Origin of the sequence: Rhizobium anhuiense bv. trifolii (assembly GCF_024346605.1) — a bacterium.
GTDB lineage: Bacteria > Pseudomonadota > Alphaproteobacteria > Rhizobiales > Rhizobiaceae > Rhizobium > Rhizobium anhuiense.
Genome location: NZ_CP098804.1, coordinates 678,032 through 705,031 on the forward strand (window position 1 = coordinate 678,032; position 27,000 = coordinate 705,031).

The 27,000-nt window shown below is 61.1% G+C and carries 20 protein-coding genes; 13 read left to right on the plus strand and 7 right to left on the minus strand.

All coding sequences use genetic code 11. From position 1 onward, the window contains the following. Positions 1-4: 4 nt before the first annotated feature. The 5 genes from NE851_RS34830 to NE851_RS34850 all read left to right on the plus strand — a co-directional run bounded on the left by NE851_RS34830 (position 5) and on the right by NE851_RS34850 (position 12,145). A complete protein-coding gene (locus NE851_RS34830) occupies positions 5-6,304 on the plus strand; it encodes a HAMP domain-containing protein (RefSeq protein WP_097543750.1) in 6,300 nt (2,099 codons plus the stop codon). 10 nt (positions 6,305-6,314) lie between these two features. Then, on the plus strand, positions 6,315-7,988 hold the full coding sequence (locus NE851_RS34835; protein ID WP_047618922.1) for a response regulator: 1,674 nt from the start codon (positions 6,315-6,317) through the stop codon (positions 7,986-7,988). A 134-nt stretch (positions 7,989-8,122) separates the two neighbouring features. Further along, on the plus strand, positions 8,123-9,892 hold the full coding sequence (gene treZ / locus NE851_RS34840; protein WP_097543808.1) for a malto-oligosyltrehalose trehalohydrolase: 1,770 nt from the start codon (positions 8,123-8,125) through the stop codon (positions 9,890-9,892). A 29-nt stretch (positions 9,893-9,921) separates the two neighbouring features. Further along, positions 9,922-11,787: a 4-alpha-glucanotransferase gene (gene malQ, locus NE851_RS34845; protein WP_097543751.1), complete on the plus strand. Its 1,866-nt coding sequence runs from the start codon at positions 9,922-9,924 to the stop codon at positions 11,785-11,787. Positions 11,788-11,983: 196 nt separating this feature from the next. Then, on the plus strand, positions 11,984-12,145 hold the full coding sequence (locus NE851_RS34850; RefSeq protein WP_164735950.1) for a hypothetical protein: 162 nt from the start codon (positions 11,984-11,986) through the stop codon (positions 12,143-12,145). 204 nt (positions 12,146-12,349) lie between these two features. Here NE851_RS34850 and NE851_RS34855 read toward each other — a convergent pair whose 3' ends face one another. The 3 genes from NE851_RS34855 to NE851_RS34865 all read right to left on the minus strand — a co-directional run bounded on the left by NE851_RS34855 (position 12,350) and on the right by NE851_RS34865 (position 14,772). Continuing rightward, positions 12,350-13,537: an aq_1923 C-terminal domain gene (locus tag NE851_RS34855; protein ID WP_097543752.1), complete on the minus strand. Its 1,188-nt coding sequence runs from the start codon at positions 13,535-13,537 to the stop codon at positions 12,350-12,352. Between the two features lie 349 nt (positions 13,538-13,886). Further along, positions 13,887-14,063, minus strand: a complete 177-nt coding sequence (locus NE851_RS34860) for a hypothetical protein (RefSeq protein WP_245433417.1) — start codon at positions 14,061-14,063, stop codon at positions 13,887-13,889. A 247-nt stretch (positions 14,064-14,310) separates the two neighbouring features. Then, positions 14,311-14,772 carry a DUF5086 family protein gene (locus tag NE851_RS34865; protein ID WP_308422537.1) on the minus strand — a complete coding sequence of 154 codons (462 nt, stop codon included), beginning with the start codon at positions 14,770-14,772 and terminating at the stop codon, positions 14,311-14,313. A gap of 189 nt (positions 14,773-14,961) precedes the next feature. On the opposite strand from NE851_RS34865, the gene NE851_RS34870 reads away from it, so the two are divergent. The 4 genes from NE851_RS34870 to NE851_RS34885 all read left to right on the plus strand — a co-directional run bounded on the left by NE851_RS34870 (position 14,962) and on the right by NE851_RS34885 (position 16,414). Further along, positions 14,962-15,252, plus strand: coding sequence for a hypothetical protein (locus tag NE851_RS34870; protein WP_029868068.1), 291 nt, complete (start codon positions 14,962-14,964; stop codon positions 15,250-15,252). A 118-nt stretch (positions 15,253-15,370) separates the two neighbouring features. Further along, the gene (locus NE851_RS34875; RefSeq protein ID WP_097543809.1) at positions 15,371-15,619 is read left to right on the plus strand and encodes a hypothetical protein; all 249 of its coding nucleotides are present in this window, start codon (positions 15,371-15,373) and stop codon (positions 15,617-15,619) included. A 181-nt stretch (positions 15,620-15,800) separates the two neighbouring features. Beyond that, positions 15,801-16,031, plus strand: coding sequence for a hypothetical protein (locus tag NE851_RS34880; protein ID WP_028757534.1), 231 nt, complete (start codon positions 15,801-15,803; stop codon positions 16,029-16,031). Between the two features lie 122 nt (positions 16,032-16,153). Continuing rightward, the gene (locus NE851_RS34885; RefSeq protein WP_029868066.1) at positions 16,154-16,414 is read left to right on the plus strand and encodes a hypothetical protein; all 261 of its coding nucleotides are present in this window, start codon (positions 16,154-16,156) and stop codon (positions 16,412-16,414) included. A gap of 105 nt (positions 16,415-16,519) precedes the next feature. Here the strand turns inward: NE851_RS34885 and NE851_RS34890 are convergent, their stop codons facing one another. Both NE851_RS34890 and NE851_RS34895 read right to left on the minus strand, forming a co-directional pair. After that, a complete protein-coding gene (locus NE851_RS34890; RefSeq protein WP_097543754.1) occupies positions 16,520-17,623 on the minus strand; it encodes a helix-turn-helix transcriptional regulator in 1,104 nt (367 codons plus the stop codon). A 163-nt stretch (positions 17,624-17,786) separates the two neighbouring features. Further along, positions 17,787-18,857 (minus strand): LacI family DNA-binding transcriptional regulator, encoded by a 1,071-nt coding sequence (locus NE851_RS34895; protein WP_097543755.1) that lies wholly within the window; start codon positions 18,855-18,857, stop codon positions 17,787-17,789. 183 nt (positions 18,858-19,040) lie between these two features. On the opposite strand from NE851_RS34895, the gene NE851_RS34900 reads away from it, so the two are divergent. From NE851_RS34900 to NE851_RS34915, 3 genes are all read left to right on the plus strand, one after another. Beyond that, entirely contained in the window at positions 19,041-19,868 is an 828-nt protein-coding gene (locus tag NE851_RS34900) for an ABC transporter substrate-binding protein (protein WP_028757530.1), read from the plus strand. Positions 19,869-19,970: 102 nt separating this feature from the next. Continuing rightward, a complete protein-coding gene (locus NE851_RS35220) occupies positions 19,971-21,509 on the plus strand; it encodes an amino acid ABC transporter permease/ATP-binding protein (RefSeq protein ID WP_028757529.1) in 1,539 nt (512 codons plus the stop codon). A gap of 96 nt (positions 21,510-21,605) precedes the next feature. Continuing rightward, entirely contained in the window at positions 21,606-22,742 is a 1,137-nt protein-coding gene (locus tag NE851_RS34915; RefSeq protein WP_029868063.1) for an NAD(P)/FAD-dependent oxidoreductase, read from the plus strand. Positions 22,743-22,781: 39 nt separating this feature from the next. On the opposite strand, the gene NE851_RS34920 is transcribed toward NE851_RS34915, so the two are convergent. Beyond that, positions 22,782-25,289 (minus strand): methyl-accepting chemotaxis protein, encoded by a 2,508-nt coding sequence (locus tag NE851_RS34920; RefSeq protein ID WP_254962542.1) that lies wholly within the window; start codon positions 25,287-25,289, stop codon positions 22,782-22,784. 426 nt (positions 25,290-25,715) lie between these two features. Between NE851_RS34920 and NE851_RS34925 the strand changes: the two genes are divergently transcribed. After that, complete coding sequence (locus NE851_RS34925; RefSeq protein WP_097543757.1) at positions 25,716-26,237, plus strand: hypothetical protein; 522 nt, start codon at positions 25,716-25,718, stop codon at positions 26,235-26,237. 23 nt (positions 26,238-26,260) lie between these two features. On the opposite strand, the gene NE851_RS34930 is transcribed toward NE851_RS34925, so the two are convergent. Next, positions 26,261-26,989, minus strand: a complete 729-nt coding sequence (locus tag NE851_RS34930; protein ID WP_127431088.1) for an endonuclease/exonuclease/phosphatase family protein — start codon at positions 26,987-26,989, stop codon at positions 26,261-26,263. Positions 26,990-27,000 lie beyond the last annotated feature (11 nt).

Sequence of the window (27,000 nt, forward strand, 5' to 3'; positions counted from 1 at the left end):
TTTCGTGAGTAATCAAGCCAGTGAATTTTCGCGGGATAGCGTCACGCCGGACAGCATCAATGGGCACGACCACAAGACGATGGCGTTCGACGACGCCAGCGCGCTTCTGGAGGTCCTTGTCGCAGTCAGGCGCGGCGATTTTTCCGTGCGGATGCGGTCGGATCTCACAGGCGTCACCGGCAAGGTCGCCGACGCTCTCAACGACATCATTGCCGCCAATCAACGCATGGCCCAGCAGCTCGAACATGTGGGTCAGGTCGTCGGCCGGGACGGGCGAACGAGCACGCGCGTGCGCTTCGGCCTGTCTGATGGTTCCTGGTCAGAGATGGAAGGATCGATCAACGGCCTGATCGACGATCTCCTGTGGCCGACGACGGCCGTGACCCGGACGATCACGGCCGTTGCCAAGGGCGACCTGTTGCAGACCGTGCCGCTTGATGTCGACGGGCGGGCGCTCAAAGGCGAATTCCTGCGCTCGGCCGATATCGTCAACACGATGATCAAGCAGCTGAGCGTCTTCACATCGGAAGTGACGCGCGTTGCCCGTGAGGTCGGCACGGACGGAAAGCTCGGCGGACAGGCGCAGGTGCCCGAAGTGACGGGTGTCTGGAAGGACCTCACCGAAAGCGTGAACTCGATGGCGTCGAACCTGACGGCGCAGGTGCGCAACATCGCTGAGGTGACGATCGCCGTTGCCAATGGCGACCTCTCCAAGAAGATCACCGTCGACGTGCGCGGCGAAATCCTGCAACTGAAAGAAGCGATCAACACGATGGTCGACCAGCTCAGGTCCTTCGCCTCGGAGGTGACGCGCGTCGCCCGCGAAGTCGGCACCGAAGGCAAGCTTGGCGGACAGGCGCTGGTGCCGGGTGTGGCCGGCACCTGGAAGGATCTGACCGACAGCGTCAACGCCATGTGCGGCAACCTCACGGCCCAGGTGCGCAACATCGCCCAGGTGACCACTGCCGTGGCGCGCGGCGACCTGTCGCGCAAGATCACCGTCGACGTCTCGGGTGAAATCCTGGAACTGAAGGAAACCATCAACACGATGGTCGACCAGCTCAACGGCTTTGCCGGCGAAGTGACGCGTGTGGCGCGTGAAGTCGGCACCGAGGGGCGACTCGGCGGCCAGGCGCAGGTGCCGGGCGTGGCCGGCACCTGGAAGGACTTGACCGACAACGTCAATTCCATGGCCTCGAACCTGACGGCACAGGTGCGCAACATTGCTGAGGTCTCGACCGCGATCGCCAATGGCGACCTGTCGAAGAAGATCACCGTGACGGTGTCAGGCGAAATTCTCGAGCTGAAGGAGACCATCAACACGATGGTCGATCAGCTGAACGCCTTCGCTTCGGAAGTGACCCGCGTGGCCCGCGAAGTGGGTACGGAAGGCCGGCTCGGCGGCCAGGCCAATGTGCGCGGCGTCGCCGGCACCTGGAAGGATCTGACCGAAAACGTCAACTCGATGGGCGGCAACCTGACGGCGCAGGTCCGCAACATCGCCGAGGTCTCGACCGCGATCGCCAATGGCGATCTGTCGAAGAAGATCACCGTCGACGTGAAGGGCGAGATTCTCGAATTGAAGGAAACCATCAATACGATGGTCGACCAGCTGAACGCCTTCGCTTCGGAAGTGACACGTGTGGCCCGCGAAGTGGGAACGGAAGGGCGACTTGGCGGCCAGGCCAATGTGCGCGGCGTCGCCGGCACCTGGAAGGATCTGACCGACAGCGTCAATTCCATGGCCTCCAACCTGACGGGACAGGTGCGCAACATCGCCGAAGTCGCGACCGCCGTCGCCCAGGGAGACCTTTCCAAGAAGATCACCGTCACCGTGTCGGGGGAAATCCTCGAACTGAAGGAGACCATCAACACCATGGTCGACCAGCTCAACGGCTTTGCCGGCGAGGTGACGCGCGTGGCGCGCGAAGTCGGCACGGAAGGGCGGCTTGGCGGCCAGGCGAACGTGCTTGGCGTCGCCGGCACCTGGAAAGACCTGACCGACAGCGTCAATTCCATGGCGGGCAATCTGACGGCACAGGTGCGCAACATTGCCGAAGTCTCGACCGCGATCGCCAATGGCGACCTGTCGAAGAAAATCACGGTGTCGGTCTCGGGGGAAATCCTCGAGCTCAAGGAAACGCTGAACACCATGGTCGATCAGCTGAACCGGTTTGCCTCCGAAGTCACGCGCGTCGCGCGCGAGGTCGGCACCGAAGGCAAGCTCGGCGGTCAGGCGCAGGTGCCGGGCGTCGCCGGCACCTGGAAGGACCTCACCGAAAACGTCAATTCCATGGCCTCCAACCTCACCGGCCAGGTGCGCAACATCGCCGAAGTCACGACCGCCGTGGCGCGCGGCGACCTGTCGCGCAAGATCACCGTCGACGTGAAAGGGGAAATCCTCGAACTGAAGAATACCATCAACACGATGGTCGATCAGCTGAACGCCTTCGCCGGCGAAGTGACGCGTGTGGCGCGCGAAGTCGGCACCGAAGGCAAGCTTGGCGGCCAGGCGCAGGTCTCCGGTGTCGCCGGCACCTGGAAAGACTTGACCGACAGCGTCAACTCGATGGCCGGCAACCTGACGGCGCAGGTGCGCAACATCGCCGAGGTCGCGACCGCGATCGCCAATGGCGACCTGTCGCGCAAGATCACCGTCGACGTGCGCGGCGAAATCCTGCTCCTGAAGGATACTTTGAATACCATGGTCGATCAGCTTCGCTCCTTTGCCGGCGAAGTGACGCGTGTCGCCCGCGAAGTCGGTACCGATGGCAGGCTCGGCGGCCAGGCCGTCGTTCCCGGCGTCGCCGGCACCTGGAAGGACCTCACCGACAACGTCAACCTGCTTGCCGCCAATCTGACGACCCAGGTTCGAAACATCGCCGAAGTGACGACGGCCGTGGCGCGCGGCGACCTGTCGCGCAAGATCACCGTCGACGTGAAGGGGGAAATTCTCGAACTGAAGAACACCATCAATACGATGGTGGACCAGCTCAATGCTTTCGCCGGCGAAGTGACGCGTGTTGCCCGCGAGGTTGGCACCGAAGGCAAGCTTGGCGGCCAGGCGCAGGTGCCGGGTGTCGCCGGCACCTGGAAGGACCTGACCGACACCGTCAACGTCATGGCCGCCAACCTGACCGAGCAGGTCCGCGGCATCGTCAAGGTGGTGACGGCGGTGGCGAACGGCGACCTCAAGCAGAATCTCACCGTCGCATCCAAGGGCGAGGTGGCCGCCCTTGCCGAAACCATCAACAACATGACCAACACGCTTGCGACCTTTGCCGATCAGGTGACCACGGTGGCGCGTGAGGTCGGCGTGGAAGGCCGCCTCGGCGGTCAGGCGAATGTTCCGGGCACAGCAGGCACCTGGAAGGACTTGACCGGCAACGTCAACCTGCTGGCCGCCAACCTGACGACGCAGGTGCGCGCCATTGCCGAAGTGGCGACCGCCGTCACCAAGGGCGACCTGACGCGCTCGATCAAGGTCGACGCGCGTGGCGAAGTGGCCGAACTCAAGGACAACATCAACACGATGATCGACAATTTGCGCCTGACCACAGAGCGCAACACCGAGCAGGACTGGCTGAAGACCAATTTGGCGCGCTTCACCAATATGCTGCAGGGCCAGCGCGACCTGACGCTGGTCGGCAAGATGCTGCTTTCGGAGCTAGCACCTCTGGTCGGCGCCCATCAGGGGGTCATCTACCAGGTGGATGCCGACGAGCGGCAGCCGGTCTTGTCGCTGCTCTCCGTCTATGCGCAAGGGGTTGAGGCGGCGCATCCGGCCCGGCTCGAATTCGGCCAGGGACTTGTCGGGCAATGCGCCAGCGACGCCCGCCGCATCCTGGTCACCGACCTTCCCGATAACGTCGTTCCAATCAGTTCCGGGGTGTTCACCACCCTGCCGAGAAGCGCCATCGTGCTGCCGGTGCATTTCGAGGGCCAGGTGAAGGCGGTCATCGAGCTTGCCTCCGCCGGCGAATTCACCGAGCTGCAGCTGTCCTTCCTCGATCAGCTGACGACATCAATCGGCATCGTCCTCAATTCCATCGAAGCGACCATGCAGACCGAAGGCCTGCTCAAGCAGTCCCAGCAGCTTGCCGCCGAGCTTCAGACGCAGCAGCGCGAGTTGCAGCAGACCAACGAGCAACTCGGGCAGAAGGCGCAGCAGCTGGAGGAACGCAACGTCGAAGTCGAGGCGAAGAACCAGGAAATCGAGCAGGCCAGGCGCGCGCTGGAGGAAAAGGCAACCGAGCTCGCACTGACGTCGAAGTACAAATCCGAATTCCTCGCCAACATGTCGCATGAGCTGCGCACACCTTTGAATTCGATCCTCATCCTCGGCCAGCAGCTGGGAGAAAATCCGGATGGCAACCTGTCGGGAAAACAGGTCGAGTTCGCCAAGACGATCCACGGCGCGGGCACCGATCTGCTGAACCTCATCAGCGACATTCTCGACCTGTCGAAGATCGAGTCCGGAACGGTCTCGGTCGATGCCGAGGAGATCTTCGTCAGCAATCTGCTCGAGATGATGGCGCGGCCATTCCGGCACGAGGCCGAAAACCGCAACCTGTCTTTCGCAGTCGATGTCGGCGCCGATGTCGCAAAGAGCCTCATCACGGATTCGAAGCGGTTGCAGCAGATCCTCAAGAACCTGCTGTCGAATGCCTTCAAGTTCACCGCGCAGGGCGGCGTGACGCTTCGCGTCGCTGCGGCAACGAGCGGCTGGTCGTCCGATCATCCCTCGCTCAAGCACGCGCCTTCGGTGATCGCCTTCGAAGTCGTCGATACCGGCATCGGCATACCGCCTGAAAAGCAGCGCATCATTTTCGAGGCCTTCCAGCAGGCGGATGCTTCGACGAGCCGCAAATATGGCGGCACGGGCCTCGGCCTGGCGATCAGCCGCGAACTGGCAAACCTCCTCGGCGGTGAGATCCAGCTGCGCAGCACGCCCGGGGTTGGCAGCACCTTCGTCCTTTACTTGCCGCTCACCTATGTCGGCGCCGGCGCGGTTGCGCCGAAGTCCGTTCCGCCGGCAAATGTCGTGGAATTCGCCGAAGCGGCCGCCAGCCGCCGGGCCGAAAAACCTGCCGAACATGTCGAAGACGATCGCCACCAGATAGCAGCCGGCGACTCGGTGCTGCTCGTCGTCGAGGACGATGCGCATTATGCTCGCGTCCTGGTGGATCTCGCCCGCGACAACGGCTTCAAGGTTCTGGTGGCGATGCGCGGCAGCGATGCGCTCGCACTCGCCCAGGACTACAGGCCGGCGGCGATCTCGCTCGACATCTTCCTGCCCGACATGCTTGGCTGGACCGTACTCAGCCAGCTCAAGCAGAATCCGCAGACGCGGCATATTCCAGTCCAGATCATCAGCCTCGACGAGGATCGCCAGCATGGTCTGACCCGCGGCGCCTTCGCGTTCATGAGCAAGCCGACGACGCCGGAAGGGCTTGGCAAGGCGCTGTCGCGATTGAAGGCCTATGCGCAGCCGCGCCGCAAGCATCTGCTGCTCGTGGAAGACAACGAGGCCGAGCGTCTGAGCGTCACCGCCCTTCTCGGACATGACGACATCGATATCACCAGCGTCGGCTCCGGATCGGAGGCTCTCGCCGTCCTTCGGCATAATGCCGCCGACTGCGTGGTGCTCGACCTTTCCCTTCCCGACATGTCCGGCTTCGACGTGCTGGAGCAGATTCGCGACGACGCCGAGATCGGCGAGGTGCCGGTGGTCGTGTTCACCGGCCGGGAGCTTTCCGCCGAGGAAGACGCGACGCTGCACAGCATGGCCCGCAGCGTCGTGGTCAAGGGCGTCGAGTCGCCTGAGCGCCTTCTGGATGAGACGGCCTTGTTCCTGCACCGGGTCGTCGCCGACCTGCCGGCCGCAAAGCAGGCAACTCTGCGGGATTTGCACAGCTCGGATGAGGATCTGGTCGGTGAAACCGTCCTGCTCGTCGATGACGATGCCCGCAACATCTTCGCCTTGAGCAGTGTCCTCGAACGCCGGGGAATGAAGGTGCTGACCGCGACGACCGGCAGCGAAGCCATCGACGTCATCAACAACGAACCCTCTGTCGCGATCGTGCTGATGGACATCATGATGCCTGGAATGGACGGCTATGAGACGATGCAGGTCATCCGTTCGGAACCCCGGTTCCGGCGGCTGCCGATCCTGGCGCTGACGGCCAAGGCGATGAAGGGCGACCGCGAGAAATGCCTGGAAGCGGGCGCCTCGGACTACCTGGCGAAGCCGGTCAATACCGAACAGCTTCTGTCGGCTCTTCGTATGTGGCTGCATCGTTGAGGATCTGGCCATGAACCCCGTCAACATCCTCCTCGTCGACGACCAGCCGGCCAAGCTCCTGAGTTACGAGGTCATTCTCGAAGAACTCGAAGAAAACCTCATAAAGGCGCAATCCGCCCGCGAGGCCTTCGAGCACCTGTTGCGCACCGAAATCGCGGTGATCCTCGTCGATGTCTGCATGCCTGAACAGGACGGGTTCGAGCTCGTTAGCATGATCCGGCAGCATCCGCGCTATCAGAACACGCCGATCATCTTCGTCTCCGCCGTCATGCTCGCCGAACCGGATCGGCTGCGTGGCTATGCGGTGGGCGCGGTCGACTACGTCTCCGTCCCGATCGTCCCGGAGGTGCTGAGAGCCAAGGTGCGGGTCTTTGCCGATCTCTACAGGAAGACGCGGGAGCTCGAACGCCTGAACGCCGAGCTGGAGGCCCGCGTTCATCAGCGTACCGCCGAGCTCGAGGCTTCGGCAGCGCAGTTGCGTGAACTCAACGAAGAGCTCGAACATCGGATCGATCAACGGACACGGGAGCGCGAGGAGGCGCTCGCACAGCTGTTCGAGGCGCAGAAGCTCGACACGATCGGTCACCTCACGGGTGGCGTCGCCCACGACTTCAACAACCTCCTGATGGCGGTTCTCGGCAGCCTCAATCTTCTGAAGAAACGGCTTCCGCCGGATGAACGCAGCGAACGCTTGGTGACGAACGCGATCCAGGCGGCCGAGCGCGGCACGGCACTGACCCAGCGCCTGCTTGCCTTCGCGCGCCGCCAGGAGCTCAAGCCGCAGGCGGTGGATTTCCTCAGGCTATTCGAAAACGTCGAGGATCTCCTCGCCAAGGCGGTGGGGCCGCGCATCGAAATCCGCAAAAGCATCCCGGCGGATCTCGCGCCCCTGCTGGTCGACAGCAACCAGCTGGAACTGGCGCTGCTCAATCTGTTCGTCAATGCCCGGGACGCACTCGAAAGTGGCGGCGCCGTGACGGTTGCCGCGGCGGCCGAAGAGAGCCGGCCGGCCAGCCTCGCGGGCGGGAATTACATCAGGATATCGGTGTCGGATGATGGCGAGGGAATGGACGAGGCAACGGTCTCGCGTGCTGCCGAACCGTTTTTCACCACCAAAGGAGTCGGCAAGGGCACTGGTCTCGGCCTGTCGATGGTTCATGGCCTGGCGGCGCAATCCGGCGGCTCGATCCAGATATCGAGCGTAAGGGGCAAGGGCACGACCATATGCCTGTGGCTGCCCGTCGCCGAAACCTTCGTCAAGGTGTTGCCTGCCGTCGAGCCTCCGGCGACGGAGCCGTTGAAACCCTCGTCTCGGCCGCTTGCCATTCTCGTCGTCGACGACGACGCGCTGGTCAGGACGGGAACCGTAGCGATGCTGGAGGATCTCGGGCACCTGCCGCAGGAAGCGTCTTCCGCGTCCCAGGCTTTGGAATTCTTTGCCGGCGGACAGGATTGCGATCTCGTCATCACCGATCATGCCATGCCGGGTATGACGGGCGCGGAGCTTGCGCGTCACCTTCGCTCTTCCTTTCCAGGCCTGCCGATCATCCTTGCCTCTGGCTATGCCGAGTTTTCCGAAGACCATGGCCTCGGCCGGATGCTGCGGATGAAGAAGCCATTCACGCAGGAGCAACTCCAGGCGGCCATGGACCAGGCGCTCTCAGGCAAAGTCGCGGCGGCCTGACGATCCAAGCGTAAGGCGACCGGCCCGGCCATCCTGGTGACAGCGGCCGCTTTCGTGCGTCCGCTTGCGGACGAAACTTTTTGCTCCGGCAAAAGTTACCCAAATCCCATCCCAATTTCATCGAAGGCTTTCCCTTGACCAAAATGACGTTCGGCCCCGCATTCACCGAAGAGGGCATTCTGTTTCGCCTCTGGGCTCCCTTGCATGAAAGCGTGTCGCTGAAACTCGAAGGCGCTGGCCTGCGCCCAATGCAGGCAGCTGAGGATGGCTGGCACCGCTGCACCGTCGCGCAAGCCCATGCCGGTACGCTTTATCGCTTTGTCCTGCCGGACGGCTCCGAAGTTCCGGACCCCGCCTCGCGGTTTCAGCCGCAGGATGCGCACGGTCCGAGCGAAGTGATCGACCTTGCCACCTATCGCTGGAAGACGGATGCCTGGGCGGGCCGCCCCTGGGAGGAGATGGTCATCTATGAGATGCATATAGGCTGCTTCACGCCTGGGGGCAGTTTCAGGACGGCGATCGAGCGTCTCGACCATCTGCAACAATTGGGCGTCACGGCGTTGCAAATCATGCCGGTCGGCGAATTCCCGGGCCGCTACGGCTGGGGCTATGACGGCGTGCTTCCTTACGCTCCGGACAACAGTTATGGCCGTCCGGAAGATTTCATGGCGCTGGTGGACGCAGCGCATGCGCGCGGCATCTCGGTTTTCCTGGATGTGGTCTACAATCACTTCGGACCGGACGGCAATTTTATCCCTTCCTACGCGCCGCTCTTTACCGACCACCACAAGACGCCCTGGGGCCACGGCGTCAATTACGACGGCGACGGATCGGCGATGATCCGTGAATTCATCATTCAGAATGCCCTCTACTGGATCACCGAATTCAGGCTCGATGGTTTCCGCTTCGATGCCGTCCATGCCATCAAGGACGACAGCGCCGAGCATCTGCTTCACGCGCTTGCCCGCCGCGTCAGGGCGGCGGCGGTCGGTCGGCATATTCACCTGATCGTCGAAAACGAGGAAAACGACAGCGAGTTGTTGTCGCGTGACGAAAACGGCGAGGCGAGCCTCTTCACCGCACAATGGAACGACGACGTGCACCATGTGCTGCACATCACCGCCACGGGCGAAACCTTCGGCTATTATGCCGATTATGCCGAAGACCCCGGCAAGCTCGGCCGGGCGCTGGCGGAAGGCTTCGTGTTTCAGGGAGAGCATATGCCCTATCGCGGCGGAAGCCGCGGCAGGCCGAGCGGTCACCTGCCGCCCACCGCTTTCATCTCCTTCATCCAGAACCACGACCAGATCGGCAACAGGGCGCTGGGGGACCGGATTCTGGCTTCGAGCCCGGCGGATGCCGTCAAGGCCGTTACTTCAATCTACCTGCTGGCGCCCGAGATCCCGATGCTGTTCATGGGCGAGGAATGGGGCGCCAGAGAGCCTTTCCCCTTCTTCTGCGATTTCGACGAGCATCTGAACGAGAAGGTCAGAAGAGGCCGCCGCGAGGAGCTGTCGCGTCTGCCGGGCTTCGACGCAGACGATCTTCTCGACCCGACGGCGCCATCGACCTTTGCCGCCGCCAAGCTGGATTGGTCGAAATGCGCTTCCTCCGATGTTCTTGATTTTTACAGGACGCTTCTCGGGCTCCGGCACCGAAGGATCGTGCCCTTGCTGAAAGGCGCCGGCGCCGGAAAGGCGGTCTATCGCTCAGCCGGAAGCGCGCTCGCGGTGGATTGGACCCTGGCGCAAAACCGGCGTCTTCATCTGCGCGCCAATCTCGGCAACGAGGCGGTGCCGCTCTCCTTGCAGCAGGACGACGCTGAGACGATCTTCCGTCTCGGCGGCAGCGACGGCGATAATCTCGCGCCTTGGACGGTGATGTGGAGCATCAGCGAAGCGTGAGGGCGGGCTGACAGGAAGGCGATCGAACGATGAAATCCGCTGAGCTCGACAAGCTCGCTCGCCGGCACGGCATCAGCCCGACCAGGCCCAGTCCGGACAACCGGGAGGTGACGGTATCGGGCGAGACCAAGCGGAAGATCCTCTCGGCATTGAAGATCGACGTGACGGGAGCAGTCGATCACGAGGCCGGCGCGCCGCGGCGGGAGCCTAGGCCGGCACGCAGGAAGATTCCCACGTCATTTCTGCCGGATTTCCTTTCCGCTACGCGGGTCTGGGGTGTGAGCCTGCAGCTTTACGAGCTCCGTTCGGCACGCAACTGGGGCATAGGAGACTTCGAGGATCTGGCCGATATGGCGGATCTCATGGGATCGCTGGGCGCCGATTTCATCGGCCTCACCCCGCTTCACGCGCCGTTTCTCGCGGATCCCGAGCGTTGCAGCCCCTATGAGCCCTCGAGCCGCCAGCATCTCAACCCGCTCTATATCGCGGTCGACCGATTGCCGGGTTTTGTCTGTAGTCCGGAACTCGAACGGCAATTGGCAAGCCTTCGCCAAACCGATCTCGTCGATTACGTCGGAGTAGCAGAGATCAAGCTCGAGGCCCTTCGCAATCTCTGGCCGGCCTGGCGACAGCGCCGCGTCAGTGACAAAACATACGACCCGGCCGATTTCGACGCTTTTGTTGCGCAAGGCGGCGACAGCCTGCGCCTTCACGCGCTTTTCGAATGCCTCTCCTTTTCCATGGTCGAGCGCGGCTCGGGCGCCGGCTGGCAAAGCTGGCCGGCAGACTTCCAGCACTTCGACAGCGCCGCTGTCGCCGAATTCGAGCGTGGGCATGCGGACGATGTCCGCTTCCACATGTGGCTGCAATGGCTCGCCCATCGGCAGCTAACGCAGGCGGCGGACCGGGCTGGGAAGGCCGGCCTGCGGATCGGGCTCTATCTCGATCTGGCCGTCGGCGAGGCGGTCGACGGTTCGGCGACATGGAGCGAGCCTGACATCTATGTCTCGAAGGCCACAATTGGCAGCCCGCCCGATCCCTTCGCCGTGGACGGGCAGGACTGGCACCTCGCCGGATACCTGCCTTCGGCAATCGCTTCAGGAGAAATGTCGCCTTACCGGCGGATGGTGAGCGCTGCCATGCGATATGCGGGCGCCATTCGCATCGACCACGCCGCAGCGCTTCGCCGCCTCTTCCTGGTGCCATTAGGCAGCAGGCCGGACAAAGGCGCCTTTGTCCGCTATCCCGAGGATCGGCTTTTGCAGATCCTCGCCGAGCTATCCGCAGAACATCGCTGCCTGGTCATTGGAGAAGATTTGGGGCTGATCCCCAAGGGATTGCAGGAGGATCTGGCGGCGGCCCACATTCTCTCCTATCGCATTCTTTCCTATGAACAGGACGAACAGGGTTTCAAGCCGGCGGACGTCTATCCCGTCCTCGCTTTGGCCTGCATTTCGACCCACGACCATCAGACGCTTGCCGGCTGGTGGCGTGGCGCCGACATTCAGGCCCGCTCCGACCACGGCATCGTGCCGGCCGATCTCACCGAAAAACATCGCGAATACCGCAAGCGAGAACGGAGAAACCTGAAGGCCGCCTTCAAGCTCGCCGGCCTCGATCTGCCGGCCCGCCTCGCGCGCGCGAAAGCAAGCGAGCGGACGCTGAGAGAATTGACCGTGAGCGCCTATCGCTTCATCGCCAGGACACCCTCGCTTCTCGCCGTGGTCCGTCTCGCCGACCTTACCGACGAGAAGAGACCGACCAATGTTCCCGGCACCAGTGACAGCTATCCGAACTGGAAGCCGAAGCTATCGTTTTTGCTCGGGGATCTGATGTCGAGCCCGCTACTCAAGAGCGTGACGGCGGCAATGCGGGAGGAACGGCCACGGGACTGATCGAGGTTGGGGCGAGCCGTCAGCTTCGTCATTGTCGCTCGATCGGGCATCCCAAACGAATGGAAATCGATCGGGAAGGGAACGAATAGCAGGCCGGCGAATTTTGAAGGAATAAGGACAGGGATCGTCGAGACGAGGCTCCGTCCGTTTCGCCGCTCCAGATGCGGCGCGCCTAATATTGATGGAAAATACGACCATGACGACCGCATTCATCCTTATCGCATTGGCGCTGATCATCATATACGCCGGCCCGACATTGCTGTTCATCTGCGTCGGATATGCCGATTATGTGCTGGAGCGGCGAAGGCATATGGTAGCTCTGAAGCACGCCGTGAAGCGTCGCAGCGACGAGTTCTAGAGCAATTCCTGAAGGGGCTGATCCAGAGGCAGGTTGGCAGATAACCCGCCTCCGGCAGCCGGCGTTCGTGAAGCGCCCTGCAAAGATCCTAGAGCAAAGATCCTAGAGCATTTCCGTTTTTTTCCGAATCACGGAAATGCTCTATCTCTTTGTTTTCACGCAAGTCCGGACGCAAAACTGCGACGCCCTTTTGCTGGAATTGCTCTAGTCGTTCGCGGTGACCTTGACGCCGAGCACCGAGGGAATGGTGTTCGGTGCACCCATGGCAGCACCCATGATCATCGGAAAGGGAACCGGCTTTTCCGGCGCGGCGCTGATCGTCAGATTTTTCGGACCGTCGAGATAGGTGTTGACGGCGGCCGACACCTGGTTTTGCAGCTCGGGTAGGTTGAGCTGTGCCATCATCATCGGCACAAGACCTTTCAGCGATTGCGCCAGTTGATCGCCCGTGACGCCCTGCTGCGAGCCAGCATAGTCAAGTGCCTTCTTGGTGATCGAGGCATCGTCGAAGCGGATCGAAGCGCTGTTGAACGTCAGCTGCTGCATCAGCCCCAACATCGCAAGGCCGGCGGCCTGGTTGGCCTCTTCCTTGTTCGGATTGGCCTCGGCGGTTTTCACCGCCTGCTGCAGCGATTTGATGAAGCCCAGCGTGTAACCGGAGAAGTCGACGGCGAAATTCAGCCGGCCGATATTCTTGAAATCGAAGGCATATTCGTCGACAGCGACCTTGCCGTTTTCGATCTCCCAGTTTCCCTTCATCGTCACGGTGCCGTCGAGCGTCGTCAACCCGAGCTTCGCGATGGCCTCCTTCGCGCTCGCCTCCTCGACCTGCGACAGGTCGGCTTTGATGCCGGCGACATTGGCGTCATAGGCAAAGCCGCCGTCCTGGCGTCCGAGGTTTGACTCGATACTCTCGATAGCAAGCACGTCCTTGCCCTTGATGTTGAAAGCGATTGGGCCGGTGCTGACGGTTTCATAGAGGAGGATATCGTTCAGCGTGTCGCCTGATGCATTGGCGGGGATCGTGAGGCCGACGATCAGGATGTCCTTTGCGGAAAAACGACCTTCCTCCTGGCTCATATCGATATCCGGGAAAGAGACGCCCTTGGCGTAGTAGCCGCCGCCTTCGGTTTCCTCGACGCCCTCGAAGGTGAGGTCGCCGATTTTCAGCGTGTCGCCGGGCAGGTTCGCATATCCCACCTGGACGCCTGTCGCCGTTACCGTGTCGCCGTCGACATCCGCCTTCTCAAAAGTGATGACCGTACCGCCGGCACTGGTTGCGGCATTGAGCTTCTTCATCATGTCGGCGCCATCAAGGGCAAGCGCCGGGCCGGCGAGCGTCAGGAATGCGGCGCTTGCCATCATCATGTGGAGATTGCGTATGGGCTTCATCGAGATGTCCTTATGGAGAAAGTAGATGCGAGGTTTGTGAACATTATCCGGACGTGTCTCTCCCACGCTGAGAACGGAGAGGCGAATGCATGTCCTGGTGATCAGGTAAGCTAATTGGGGGGCGATAAGGTTCGGATCAGCCGCAACCCCAGGGCTGACGAAAAATGGCCATCCCTACGCCGGCCGTGGGCGGCAGCATTTTCTCTAGCAGGGGTAGTTTGGCGATTCATTATCACACATAAAGTGTATTTCTTCGATTCTTGCAACCCTTTGAATTCGGATGCCAAACCGGAAATATGGGTCGGCATTTGTTGTTGTCAGATGCACCGGAATGGGGGTTCCGGCTTTTCTAAGCCCGCGGCACTCGGCCGCGCAACAGATAGGCGAGCGCAAAGATTACCAGAAAGGGATAAACGAGCACGATGATCGGCAGACCGGCGGCAAGCGCATCATTCTGCAGATAGATGTTGAGGACGCCGGCGCCGAGCACCAAGGGATAAAGCGGCGCAAATCTGTCGAACCACATCCTGAACGGTCCTGCCAACAGCAGAACGAGCGCTGGCAGAATGAAAATGCCAAAATTTCTCGCAACATTCATGAGTTCAGCATCAAGCGGTTCGGGGAATGAATAAATTCGGTTTAGTTGACGGGCCGCCCACAGAGCGGCGATTGCCGCCCCTGCATATCCCGCTGCTCTTGCTAGCATCGCCGAACGTTCCTTTCGTTCATCCTCCCGCATTGATACGGCCATGCCTTCACCGTATCCACACGCATTATGGGCGCCTATTGCCTGCAGCCCCGACGCATTCAAGAATTGTCGTGCGGCAAACCCCGGTGCCCCGCTGGATGAGAGGTTGTGTGCGCCAGGCTCGGTGGGCGATCCGGAATTCGAGGTCCTTGTAAAAATAGGTCTTGGCCTTTTGTCTCAGACGGCTCCTGTCCAAAGCGTCTGCCGTTACGACAAGATGTGCGGCAAGCCGTTTGAATTGCCATGGCGGCGAACCTTGCTCCTTCTCGATCACCTCCACATGGTAATAGGGATCGTGACCGGCGGGATCCGGATGTTTGTAGACGGTGGCCCAACGAACTGTCCGTGGTGAAACGGAGAGAATGACCGTGGAAACATCCGTGGATTTCACCGGTTCGGCACGTGTGAAGACCGGTGCGGCCAATATCGTCGCGACAGCCAGAAGGATAGCTCCAGGAACTACTCGCATGGGTAAACAGCGTTCCATCCAAGAGTTAAATCACTGCCACGCTTTGAATGAATTTTTAATGCCGCCTTTTTCTGAAAAATTCAACGCCAACACGAGGGATGGACGACTGCGTGTGCTCCGACCGATTCTGGAACAATGTCTATCGTCCCCTGTTACATTGACGATAAGACGAGTGCTGCGTGAAGGACGAAGCAGTTGGAGGGCTCGATGAAGCGGAGCATAGGATTTGGGTTGATACTTGCCGTTGTGCTGACAGGCTGCACCACCGGCGCAGGCAATTATTCGTCGGCGGGGCTGGCCCCCATTCCCGGCAGCATCACCTATAATGGTCAACCGCGCACGAAGTTGACGAAGTCGCCCGTCGGCTCTTCCTTCCCGCATACCTTCACAGATCAATGGGGACGCCAGGTCGAGGAGATCTACATCATCCGGCCCGACCGGAGCTTGCTGATCGCCGAGCGCCACTACCGGCCGGTCTTTTCGCTCGACGACGACTAAGCGCGGCGTCAGTCGAGTACTCTCTACGACACGATCCGAGGCCGCGTCTGACAAGATTTCAGGATTGTCAGCATCGCGATTATGGCCGACGCTCCGTTATCGAAGCGAGGGGATGTGCATGGTCGATATTATTATCCGAAGCGCTCTTGATATCGTTGGGCGGACTGAGCGGCTTATCGAAGCAATGAGGCGACTGCTCCAGAGCAAAGGTCTTGACGAAGTCGAGGTCTACGAGCTCGATTATGAGATCGAGCGGCTCGGGGACATGGTTTTCAACATGGACGAAGCTGTTCGATCGCTGGCACGCACGGTCGAAGGCTGGCCGCAGCCGGTTCTTGCACACGAGATCCGCAGGACATTGCATTGACGGCTGATCGCCGCTTTTGCAACTGACGTGTCACGAAGTCGGTTTTGAGTTGGGAATGTCGATTCTGCGTGTCACGCCGATGTCACGCGACCGTCGCAGCAATATGTGCTTGATAGGCGTCGTTAGGCTCGGGTTAAGGCACGGTCGGGCCAAAATGCTATTGTTTCGCGGGGGCGTCGCAATGACCTTGAAGACTTCGGGGCGAAAATCACAGCCCCACGAATTTATCTTTCCGGTTCACACGCGCACGATCGCAGAGATCAGGTACAATAGTCTCAGCCGCGTGATGACGGTGGTCTATCACGACGGTCGCTCGTGCACGACGTCAGGCATACAAGGTCCCGCCATGCTGCGGATCCTCGCCCAGCAGCCATTGGAGCGCTCTCCGTTTCTGTTGCAGACGGTGATCTGACGCAGAGGCGTCGTCGGCCCTTGTCGCGCCGCGGGTGTTCGCTTGTTAAATCAGCGCGGTTATGCATCCATTTCGCGCGGGCTGCGTTCATCTCCAACAGCCAATCCATGGAGGGAATGCCGATGACCTTTCCACCACCGAAGGCCGAAGCTCCTGCGCAGCGCTTCGAAGAGGCGACCGCCGCTGCGCGCGAGGCTTTGGAAAGGCTGATTGCAGCCGCCAATGAAGCCGGATGGGGCACCGAAGAGATAACCTCAGCGCTCCTGAAGGCTGCGCAGTTTCTGAGCGACGCCAACAAGAGAGATCCCGATCCGGCCGACGATCCCGCCATCAGCGATGAACCTGCCAGGGCACAGATCGGTCGTGGTGAGCTCTACGATTGATGCATGTCGCCCAAAAAGCGTGCAGCGGTTTTGGGCAACGACATGCATGAAAACAAAGATCTAAACGGGTTGGTTTTCTGCTCGAACTGACCGCCGCGTCGATGCTCAGCGCATGAGCAGGGCCACCAAACCAACCTGGGAATTGACCCCGAGCTTGGAATAAATGTTTCTGAGATGAGTCCGGACAGTTTCGTAGCTGATGTGATCGGCTACGGCCACTTCCTTTGGAGAACGGCCTGAGGCAATGCTGGATGCGATCCGGATTTCCGTCGCAGTCAGTTTGTATGTTTCCATCAGGAAGTCTCGCCGCTCATTGAATGGTGTCGTGATCATCGGCTCGATGATCACGGCCACGGTCGGCCCCTCCAGGAATTCGGTGAACGCGTCGGACTGCAGTCGGACGAGGGTGATGCGGTAATTGGCCTTGTTCTTCCCCTTTACAATCGCCGTATGCGGCTTTGTTTGCACACCCTTTCTGGACGTCAGGAAATCGAGAACGGCAGCTGATGTCTCGCATTGAAGTGCGAGCCTGCCATCCGGCGCGATATGCACAGGGAAGCCAGCTTCCACGAACGCTTCCGCACTCCTATTCCATTGGCGTGCTCGCCCTTGCTCGGAAACGTAGATCAGTCCGGCGCCGATACTATCAAACAGGGTTTGCGTTGCCTGTTTTTCCGGTGCCAGCAGATCGCGCTTCCGAATGAAGTCGAAAGCCCTTTTCAAATGCGGCGCGAGGATCGTGTAGCGCCCGGTTGCCGCTTTGTTGAAATCGGGGTCTGCCGACGACGTGCAGGTCGACAGAACGAAGGTGCGGGTTTCCTCCCGGATGATGGAGACACCGATGCTGGTCTCGCAGCCGGCCTGCCCCTTCAGCCAATCGTTGTAGAATTCCGATTTGAGCAAGTCTTTGCGTGGAAAGATTTCGTCTCCACAGACACCCTGGCCGACGGGCACGACGCTCAATCTCGGAATCCAAGGGTTCACCGAGGCAAAGTGGCTGCTGAACTGGTCGACCTCGGTCCTCGAGAAGCCCGATACGTAAGGAACATGAGCAATAGGCGAGGCCAGATCGTGGTAATGGAGTGCAGCTTTTCCATTGGGCGAAGTTTGCGCAACTCGATCCAGAAAATCTTGCCAGTTGCACTCACCGAAGAGACTTCCATAGATCAAATCTATCAGCTCAGATGAAACCTCATTTGACTGGAGCATGATCTTTCTGAAAATCCCATGACGAGTATTTTCAGTATTAAATAACGTAGGCCAGGCAAAGACAACAGGAACTATATGCAATAACAAATCGGTGGCCATCGATACAACACGGCCGATCACAATGCTGCTGTGCGACCGATTGATTCCGCCTGGATCTGCGGTCTCACCGGCCGATCGTCGCGACGGAGCCGCGTACGACAAGGCGCGTACTGACGCGCAGACGTTCGACGGCAAGAGGCGTGCGTTCGATGCGGGCGACCAGACGTTCGCTCGCGAGCTTGCCCATCTCGTAGACGCGCTGGTCGATGATGGTGATCGGTGGAACGGTGACGCTGGTCCAGTCGGCATCCAGGAAGCAGATCATCGACACGTCGCTCGGGATTGACAGGCCGAGCGACTGCAGCGACTTGAAGATGCGCAAGCCGACGAGGCTGTCGGATGCCAAGAGTGCAGTTGGCGATGATCCCTCCGAGACCAGGCGTTTGATCACGCCGTCCGTCTGTTGCTGGTCGGTGGCGCCGAGCCTGACATAATGAAGAGGGTTCGGCAGGCCCGCCTCGGTCAGGACGCTCACGAAGCCTTCCACGCGTTCGCGCACGGCGGAATTCGATATTCGCCCGACATCGGTGAGCCCGCCGCCTTCGGCATCCATGGCGGAGACGTAAGCGAGGCGGCGATGCCCTTGCCCGATCAGATACCGGGTCGCGGTGACTGCCGCATCCTGGTCGTCCCCGGTCACGGCGTCGACATCGAGTTCCGGAATGGCCCGGTCGAACAGGACCAGCGGCACGCCGGCGCGGCGGATATCTCGGAGGTGATCGATGTTGTCGCAGCGAGCGGGCGTGACGATCAGGCCATCGACGCGTTTGCCGATCAGAAGGTCGACGGCCGATTTTTCCGCATCCAGCTGTTCGCCCGAATTCGCGATGATGACGTTGAAGCCCGCAAGCCGGGCAGCATCGCTGATGCCGCGCACCGCCAGGCTGAAGAAAGCGTTCTCGATATCGCCGACCACGACCCCGATGATGCCGGATCTTCCGGTGCTCATGCTCCGGGCGAGCTCGTTCGGGCGGTATTCGAGCGCGGCTGCCGACGCCATGACCTGATCCGTGATCTTGGCGCTGACCACGCCGTAGCCGCCGAGCACGCGGGCGGCCGTCGCCTTCGAGACCTTTGCGGCCTTCGCGACATCGGCGACCGTGACTGAACGTTTCGAATGAGCGGAATCTTCCATAAGCCGAGGACTACAAGAGTTGTTGACGGCCGGTCAATTGACGGATATCAAATATGTTGTGAGACCGGTCTCTTTATACAGGAGACCGGTGTCTTGTCCAGAAGACTCTGCCGCACTATGCGACGGGGGCGGGGCGACGCGACAATGCCGACAAGAGCATTCCTTTCAGAGCGGAGAACGAACATGAAGCCTTTTGAATCATTTGCGGCCACCCTCGCCCCATTGCGGGCCGGCCTTTTGACATGCCTTCTTGCAGTGGGTGCAGGATCCGCGGCGGCGGCTGACAATCCCTATAAGCTAATCGAGCCCGGGGTGATCAGCGTTGGCACGATGGGCGATTCCAAGCCCTATACGTTTGCGACGGCGGACGGCCAGTTCACGGGTTTCGATATCGAGTTGTTTCTCAACGTCGTCTCCCGCCTCGGTTTTCCAAAGGACAAGGTGACGTTCACGGGCCAGGAATTTTCAGCCCTTCTGCCGTCGGTCGCTAACGAACGGTTCGATGTTGCCGTTGCGGCGATCGGAACCACCGAAGCCCGCAAGAAGACGGTCGACTTTTCCGACGGCTATCTTGCCGGTTATCTCTCTGTCTTGACTGCGGATGCCGCCATCAAGGATGCCAGTGGCCTCAAGGGCAAGCGTCTCGGCGTCGTGCAGGGGACCTTGCAGGAAGTCTATGCGGCCAAGAATTTCGGTGAGACCGATCTGGTGAAATTCCCCGACAACAATTCCGCCGTGGCCGCCCTCAACAACGGAACGATCGATGCGCACTTTCTCGACTACGAGGCCGCCAAGCAATATGGCGAGCGCTATCCCGCGCTGAAGGTTGCTGTAAACATCCCGTCCTTCGATGCGCCGGCGGGCTTCGTAGTCAAGAAGGGAAATGATGCCTTTCGGACGGCGCTGAACGGCGCGCTTCACGACGCGATGCAGGATGGCACCTGGAAGTCCCTTTATGAAAAGTGGTTTCCCGGCTCGCCCATGCCGGACCAGTATCTTCCCAAGAAGTAAGGCCGCAGGCCGGCCGTTCAGAGCGGACGGCTGACAAATGGCGCTGCCGATCGCAGCCTGCGAGCGGCAGCGTGCCCGGCAAGGGCTCCAATGGGGATCTCGATGAACTGGCTTGAAAATCTGCGCCGCAGCTTCCTCGACTGGGATGCCATGGCGGAAGTGCTGCCGAGCATGATCAGCGTCGGCCTGAAAAACACATTGATCCTGGCCGCTGCCTCGACCGTGCTCGGCGTCGTCATCGGCATGGTTCTTGCCGTGATGGGCATCTCGCAGTCCCGCTGGCTGCGGCTGCCGGCACGCCTCTATACCGATGTTTTCCGCGGGCTGCCGGCGATCGTCACGATCCTGATCATCGGTCAGGGTTTTGCCCGGATCGGCCGGGAGATCTTCGGTCCGTCGCCATTTCCGCTCGGCATCCTGGCGCTCAGCCTGATCGCCGGTGCTTATATCGGCGAAATCTTCCGGTCGGGGATCCAAAGCGTCGAGCGCGGTCAGATGGAAGCCTGTCGGGCGCTCAGTATGAGCTACGGGCAGGGCATGCGCCTGATCGTCATCCCGCAGGGCATCAGGCGCGTTCTGCCGGCGCTGGTCAACCAGTTCATCGGAAACGTCAAGGATTCCAGCCTTGTCTATTTCCTCGGATTGCTCGCCTCCGAGCGGGAGATCTTCCGTGTCGGGCAGGATCAGGCCGTCGTCACAGGTAATCTGTCGCCGCTGCTGCTAGCGGGTGTTTTCTACCTTGTCATCACCGTGCCGCTGACCCACTTCGTCAATTATATCGATGCGCGACTGCGCCTGGGAAAACAAGGCCACGGCCCCGGCACGGCAAGTGGGCTGCTCGAGGTGAGCGAGTTGCAGGCCGCTGCCGGACCGCAGTCCGCGGCCAAATCTGTCGAGGAGATGGAACCGCGCTTCAAGGGTGGGGCCCTCAATATCCGGGACCTGACCATGGCCTATGGCCATCTCGACGTCCTGAAGGGGGTCGATCTCGACATTGCCGCCGGGACCGTCACCTGCATCATCGGCCCCTCCGGCTCGGGAAAATCGACGCTGTTGCGCTGCATGAACAGGCTTGTCGAACCGAAAGGCGGTGACATCCTGCTCGATGGCGAAAGCATCCTGGCGATGAAGCCGGAGAGGCTGCGCCGGCGTGTCGGCATGGTGTTCCAGCACTTCAACCTGTTTCCCGATCACACGGCGTTTGAAAACGTCATGCTTTCGCTGACGAAGATCAAAAAGATGCCGAGACAGGAGGCGCGACGCATCGCCGAGGCGCGTTTGGCCGAGGTCGGTCTCGCAGAGCGCAAGGATCATCGCCCGGCAGGTCTATCGGGCGGGCAGCAGCAGCGCGTCGCCATCGCGCGTGCGCTTGCCATGGATCCGGAACTCATCCTGTTCGACGAAGTAACCAGTGCGCTCGATCCCGAACTGGTGAAGGGCGTTCTCGACCTGATGGCCGCTCTCGGCCGCCAGGGCATGACGATGGCCGTGGTGACGCACGAGATGGGATTTGCCCGCAGGGTGGCTGACCAGGTCGTCTTCATGGATGAGGGCCGCATCGTCGAAGCCGGCTGCCCGGAGCAGATATTCGACAATCCCCAAAGTGAGCGATTGAAGCGCTTCCTTGCCGAGGTCCTGTAAAGCGCCCGAGGCAAGGCATGGGCGCCGGTCTTCCGCACGCCGGATGCACCGGATTTTTCACCCGATGTAGAAAGAGCAGGAAACAAGGTTATCGACATGAATGCTTCCACCAAACCCGTGAAGGTCATCGTCATCGGCGGCGGGATCTTTGGCGTCTCGACGGCCGTTCATCTGGCGCGGCTCGGGGTCCGCACCGTGCTCGTCAATGACGGCCCGCTTGCCAACGGTGCCTCCGGCCGTTCGCTTGCCTGGCTCAACTCGGCGCGTAAACGCTCCGATGCCTATCACCGGCTGCGTTTGGCCGGCATAGATCGCTATCGCACCCTGGCCGCCCGATATCCCAATGCGCCGTGGCTGCGTTTCGACGGCGGCCTGACATGGGATGCGGACGATGCCGGCAACGAGATCGCCGAGATCTTCGACTATGAGCGCGATCGCGGCTATCACGCGCAATGGCTCGCCCGGGAAGGAATTGCCGGGACGACGCCAGGTGTCGACGCAAGCGCCGTGACGCCGCAAGGCGCGATCTTCAACCCCGGGGAGGGCTGGATCGATCTTCCGTCCTTGATCGCCACACTCGCGGAAGAGTTCCGCTCGCTGGGCGGTGAGATCATTACCGATGCCGGGCGCGCGACGGTCGATGTCGAAGGCGGGCGGGCCTGCGGCGTGATCACGGCCGACGGCATACGCCGCGATGCGGATGCCGTGCTGCTTGCTGCGGGCGGCGATGTTCCCGCAATCGTGGCCGAGGCCGGCCAGCTTATCGAGGATGCAACGCCTGTCGCCCTTCTCGTCAGGACCAAACCGATCCGCCACCCGCTGAAGGCCGTACTCAATACCCCCCGCATTGCCATTCGGCCGACGCCCAGCGGCGGCTTTGCGCTCGATTCCGCCTGGTCCGAGGAAGAGGTGAGCGTGAAGCCTGACGGCAGCTACGAAGTCAGGCAATCGACGCTGGACGGGCTGCTGCGCGAGGCCTCAAGGGTTCTCGAAGGCAATCCGCGACTGGAGATCGAAGATTATGGAGTCGGGCCGAAGCCCATCCCGGGCGATGGCGAGCCGGTCTTCGGCGAGCTCTCGTCAATCCCTGGTTATTTCGTTGCCTTCAGCCATAGCGGCGCCACCCTCGGCCTGATTGCCGGCGAATTGCTGGCGGACGAAATCGTCACTGGGCGCCGCCATCCACTGCTGGCGGAGTTTCGGCCGGAGCGTTTCAGCGCGTCGCGACAGTGAAGGTCGCGAAGCTCGAGCCGCTGGCCGGGGGTGACGGTTCTATGCCGCAGCGGTTCGACGAAGCGTGTCCGTTTCCGCCAATTGGAACTGATCGATCAATTGGAGGAGTATCCTCGTCTCGTCGGCAAGTTCCTTCGTCGCCGCGCTGGTTTCCTCGACCATGGCCGCATTCTGCTGCGTCATCTGGTCCATCCGGTTGACGGAAGAATTCACTTCATGAAGGGCGTTATACTGCTCTCTGCTCGAGCGGGCGATCACGTCCATCTGCCCGGAGGCTGTGACCACTTTCGCCGAAATGCTTTCGAGGACTTCGCTCGTTTCGCGCACGACACGCGCTCCATTGGCAATCTCCGTCTGCGAACGTCCGATGAGCTGTTTGATCCTTTGGCCGGCCTCCGCGGAGCGCTGGGCGAGCTCGCGCACTTCCTGGGCCACGACCGCAAAGCCCTTTCCGGCCTCGCCGGCGCGGGCCGCTTCGATGCCGGCGTTGAGCGCAAGCAGGTTCGTCTGAAACGCGATTTCGTCGATGACGCCGATGATTTGAACGATCTCGTCGGACGCCGCTTCGATCTTGCTCATCGCATCGATAGCACTGGCGACGACCTGGGATGACGAATCGGCCGCCTGTTTGGTGTCGGTGATGATCTGATGGGCGTCATCGGCGCAGGCTGCAGACGAACGAACCGTCGTGGTGATTTCTTCGATGGCTGCTGCAATCTCCTCGAGTGCGACGGCCTGTTGTTCCGTGCGCCTTGCTAGATCGCCCGCGGCGAGATCCATTTGCCCGGCATTGCCTTCGATCATCCGGGTGTTCGTGCGGATCTGGTCGATCGTTTCCTGCAGCCGTAGCAGCGACGCGTTGAAATCGTTGCGAAGCTGCTCCAACCGTCCGAAAAAGGGTGTCGCGATCGTCTGCGAAATGTCGCCCTGCGCCAGTCGACCGAGACCCTGTGCCAGTGCCGTCACCGCGAAGTCTATCTGCTCTTCGACCGCGCGTTTTTCCTCATCGTTGCGATGCCTTTCCTCTTCGGCCTTCGATCGCTCGATCTCGCTGCGCTCCTCGATCTCGACCTTGGCGATGGCATTGTTCTTGAATACGCCGAGCGCGCGGGCCATATCGCCGATTTCATCGGCCCGGCGCTCGCCAACGATTGATGTTTCGAGCTTGCCATCCGCCAGGCGCCTCATGGCCGAGGTGATCTGATTGATCGGGCCCTTGAGCGTCACGGTCAGCCCGACGCCTGCGAGGATCGCGATCACCACGCCGAGGATTGTCGTGCCGAGAGACATCGAGTTGGCGTCCGTGCGTTCGTCGGCCGCGTTCTGCCGCTGCATTTCGGCGAAAGCCGTCAGTTGAGACCACATCCCGTCCACGTCGGCGGCGGCCGAACGGAATTCCTCCTGGCGCTGTGCGCTGATGTGGACGAGGTCCGCGGCAGCCTCCTGCATCTTGTCCAGCGCCGGCAGAAGCTTCGATTTGAGTTTGTCGAACTGCGCAACGCTGCCGGCGTTGGAAATCAGCATGTCCAAGCCTTTCCTGACAGCGGTAATTTCCTGCGAGAGTCTCTGAAGATTGGCGTCCGTCGGCGCGAGCGTCAGTTTGGCCATGACGATCTGAATCACGTAAGCCGACGTGATCAGTTTCTGGCCGTCTCTCTGGCTGGCCTTAGCGCGCTCGACCGGCTTGGCAATCTCGGCCGCCTTTTCCGTTGCCGCCTTCACCCGCCGTGCGGCGGCCGCCTGCAATTCAGGCAGTCTGCCGACGATCTGGCCCATCGCATTGCTGAGGCCGGCTGCGCGTTCCTCGGTTTGACCGGTGGCCTCGACAAGCGGCTTCAAGGAAACAATGGCGTCGTCGATCGCCTTTTTGGCCTCCGGCGCTTCGCCGGCCAGCGCCATCGCCAGGACCCGCTGCTGCCGGCCGAGTTCTTCCATGTCAGGCCCGCCGATACCGGCGGCGGCTTGAACCTTGTCGTTAAACGCCTGGGCGAAGGATAAGAAATCGGAAATACGCTGCGCGTCGCCCAGCATGTTGCGTGCTTCGTCCTCCTGGCTGTCGGCAGCCCGCTGAAGAACCTTGGTACCTTCGACGATATCCGTCTGGGACGACACGACGACGCTCAATGCCTTCTGAAGATCGATGAGCAGCGCCGCCCGGTTCTCCTGAAGTCGCCAGAGCGAATCCATGCGGGTTGAAATTCCGTCGATGGAGGATTGCGCCTGCTCGAGCTCCTGCTGACCGCTGCGATCGGCGGCGAGCTTATCGATGCCGGCTTTCAGAAGGGTGCGTTGATCGGCAAGTTTTCGGGTGACGACATCCCGGTTTTCTTGCGTGGCATTGGCGAGGAACTCGCCCATCGCGGCCGACAAATCCCGAAAGCCGCTCAAGGACTGCAGGACGGAATTTGAAATATCCATCCGCCCCTGGAGCAGGCTCGACGCATAAAAACCTGTCGCGCCCACGGCCATGATGCTCAAGACGAAGGGAATGATGAACACCATTACCTGCGTCTGGATTCGAACGCGTGACAATAGCCTTCCCAACATGAGTCCCTCCTCGGCTCACAGCGTCTCGTTACGGCGCCGGGCGCAGGGGCTGTTGCAGTTCGCCTCCCGTCGAGTGAAAATCCTCTTCCGCCTGAGGCGGTCGGCGCACAGGTTTGCTCGCAACCAGCGGCCGTTCGCCCCTTCCTCTTGACCTTCCGAAATTCCTGGATCCGTCGGAAGGAAATGCCTGAAGAAGAACAATCAATCTCGGGTGAAGATGCCGATCCCCTCGAACCGGTTCTGCACATAATCCCTGTCGGACGCATGACGCATCAGTGGAATAGATATTTCATACTGCACGACTCGTGAAATATTCGTTTCAATATTCGCCGAAACCAGCATTTTGTCCAGCCTGGGAAGCGGCGGCCGATGCATCCTTCTGAGCCGTCAGACGTTCTATCGCCAGGAAACAACTGGAGACGCATCATGTTGAAGGACGAACGCGGAGAGATCGGCACAAATAGGGGTATGCCCGGCGGTGCCGGCACCGCACCGGCGGCTTTGGAAGAAGCCACCATCAATCCCGATCTCATCAGACGTGAGGGTTTCGCGAGCGAGGCCGACTATCGGGCGTATATTGCAACACTCGGTGGTCATGTTCCGGTTGGCGACATCGTCGAGGAACCTCTCCTGGTCTCTGATGGTGATGTCTCCGATGGTCATGCCCTGGAAGGCCGCTTGCGAGAACTGAGAGAAGAGATCGAAAACCTCCGCGCGCGCCTTCACGTGATCCAGCATCAGGCCGCGACCGTCGTTGCGGAGAACGTCCGTTGGGCCGATGCAAGCGCCCATGTACAGCTCGGCAATCAGCCCTGGCTCAAGCTGGCAGGCGCGATGGCGGCAGCATTCGTCGTTACGCGGGGCATCCGGCGGCTGCCTCTGGGAGCCGTGGCGACGACGGCGGTGCCGTTGGTGGCGGCGGCGATGAACCGGAAGTTCGCCAGGTGACGTCAGTCAGCGTCGACGACTGATCACGCGAAACCGATTTCCGCTAGCAGAGGCAGGTGGTCGGAGGCGACTCTTGTCAGCCGGTTTTCCAGGACCGCCGCCTGTTTGACGATCAGATCCTCGGTAACGAAGATGTGGTCGAGGCGCATCAGCGGGTAGCGGGATGGAAAGGTCGCTCTCGGCGCGTTGCTGCCTGCGAGTTGGGCGTCCTTTAATGAGCGCGCGGCAAGTCGGTAAGCCGCCGACGACGGAATGGCGTTGAAATCGCCGCAAAGAATGCTGGGAAGCGCTTCGTCCGCCGTGCCGCGCAGCCAGCCGGAATTCAGCAGTGTCGTCATCTGCCGGATACGCTCGCGGCCGCGAAGGCCGAGATGGGTGTTGACGACCAGCAGTTTTCGGTCGCCGACCAGTATTTCGACGGACAGCGCTCCGCGCTGTTCGCCGATGGATGGCAGCGGGCCGGCCTTGACCGCGCCTGTCGGCAGCGCGGTGATGATCGCGTCGCCATATTGCTCCTCGGCAACCGACAGCGCCGGATGGAAATGCGCCTGCATCTTCAGCAGCGAGGCAATCATATGGGCCTGGTCGACGCCGCCGGTCCTGCGCCTGAGGACATCGACCTCCTGAAGCGCGACGATATCGGCCCCGGCCTCGGCGATGACGGAAGCGATGCGGCCGGGATCGAGCTTCCGGTCGCTGCCGAGACAACTGTGCACGTTATAGGTCAGAAGTTTGATCGATTTATCCGGCATTGGCCCCGCTG

Excerpts from the sequence above, each read along its gene's own strand:
- NE851_RS34835 (WP_047618922.1), top strand. The coding sequence starts at position 6,315 with ATGAACCCCGTCAACATCCTCCTCGTCGACGACCAGCCGGCCAAGCTC.
- malQ (WP_097543751.1), top strand. The coding sequence starts at position 9,922 with ATGAAATCCGCTGAGCTCGACAAGCTCGCTCGCCGGCACGGCATCAGC.
- NE851_RS34850 (WP_164735950.1), top strand. The coding sequence starts at position 11,984 with ATGACGACCGCATTCATCCTTATCGCATTGGCGCTGATCATCATATAC.
- NE851_RS34855 (WP_097543752.1), bottom strand. The coding sequence starts at position 13,537 with ATGAAGCCCATACGCAATCTCCACATGATGATGGCAAGCGCCGCATTC.
- NE851_RS34860 (WP_245433417.1), bottom strand. The coding sequence starts at position 14,063 with ATGTGGTTCGACAGATTTGCGCCGCTTTATCCCTTGGTGCTCGGCGCC.
- NE851_RS34865 (WP_308422537.1), bottom strand. The coding sequence starts at position 14,772 with ATGGAACGCTGTTTACCCATGCGAGTAGTTCCTGGAGCTATCCTTCTG.
- NE851_RS34870 (WP_029868068.1), top strand. The coding sequence starts at position 14,962 with ATGAAGCGGAGCATAGGATTTGGGTTGATACTTGCCGTTGTGCTGACA.
- NE851_RS34875 (WP_097543809.1), top strand. The coding sequence starts at position 15,371 with ATGGTCGATATTATTATCCGAAGCGCTCTTGATATCGTTGGGCGGACT.
- NE851_RS34880 (WP_028757534.1), top strand. The coding sequence starts at position 15,801 with ATGACCTTGAAGACTTCGGGGCGAAAATCACAGCCCCACGAATTTATC.
- NE851_RS34885 (WP_029868066.1), top strand. The coding sequence starts at position 16,154 with ATGACCTTTCCACCACCGAAGGCCGAAGCTCCTGCGCAGCGCTTCGAA.
- NE851_RS34890 (WP_097543754.1), bottom strand. The coding sequence starts at position 17,623 with ATGCTCCAGTCAAATGAGGTTTCATCTGAGCTGATAGATTTGATCTAT.
- NE851_RS34895 (WP_097543755.1), bottom strand. The coding sequence starts at position 18,857 with ATGGAAGATTCCGCTCATTCGAAACGTTCAGTCACGGTCGCCGATGTC.
- NE851_RS34900 (WP_028757530.1), top strand. The coding sequence starts at position 19,041 with ATGAAGCCTTTTGAATCATTTGCGGCCACCCTCGCCCCATTGCGGGCC.
- NE851_RS35220 (WP_028757529.1), top strand. The coding sequence starts at position 19,971 with ATGAACTGGCTTGAAAATCTGCGCCGCAGCTTCCTCGACTGGGATGCC.
- NE851_RS34915 (WP_029868063.1), top strand. The coding sequence starts at position 21,606 with ATGAATGCTTCCACCAAACCCGTGAAGGTCATCGTCATCGGCGGCGGG.
- NE851_RS34920 (WP_254962542.1), bottom strand. The coding sequence starts at position 25,289 with ATGTTGGGAAGGCTATTGTCACGCGTTCGAATCCAGACGCAGGTAATG.
- NE851_RS34925 (WP_097543757.1), top strand. The coding sequence starts at position 25,716 with ATGTTGAAGGACGAACGCGGAGAGATCGGCACAAATAGGGGTATGCCC.
- NE851_RS34930 (WP_127431088.1), bottom strand. The coding sequence starts at position 26,989 with ATGCCGGATAAATCGATCAAACTTCTGACCTATAACGTGCACAGTTGT.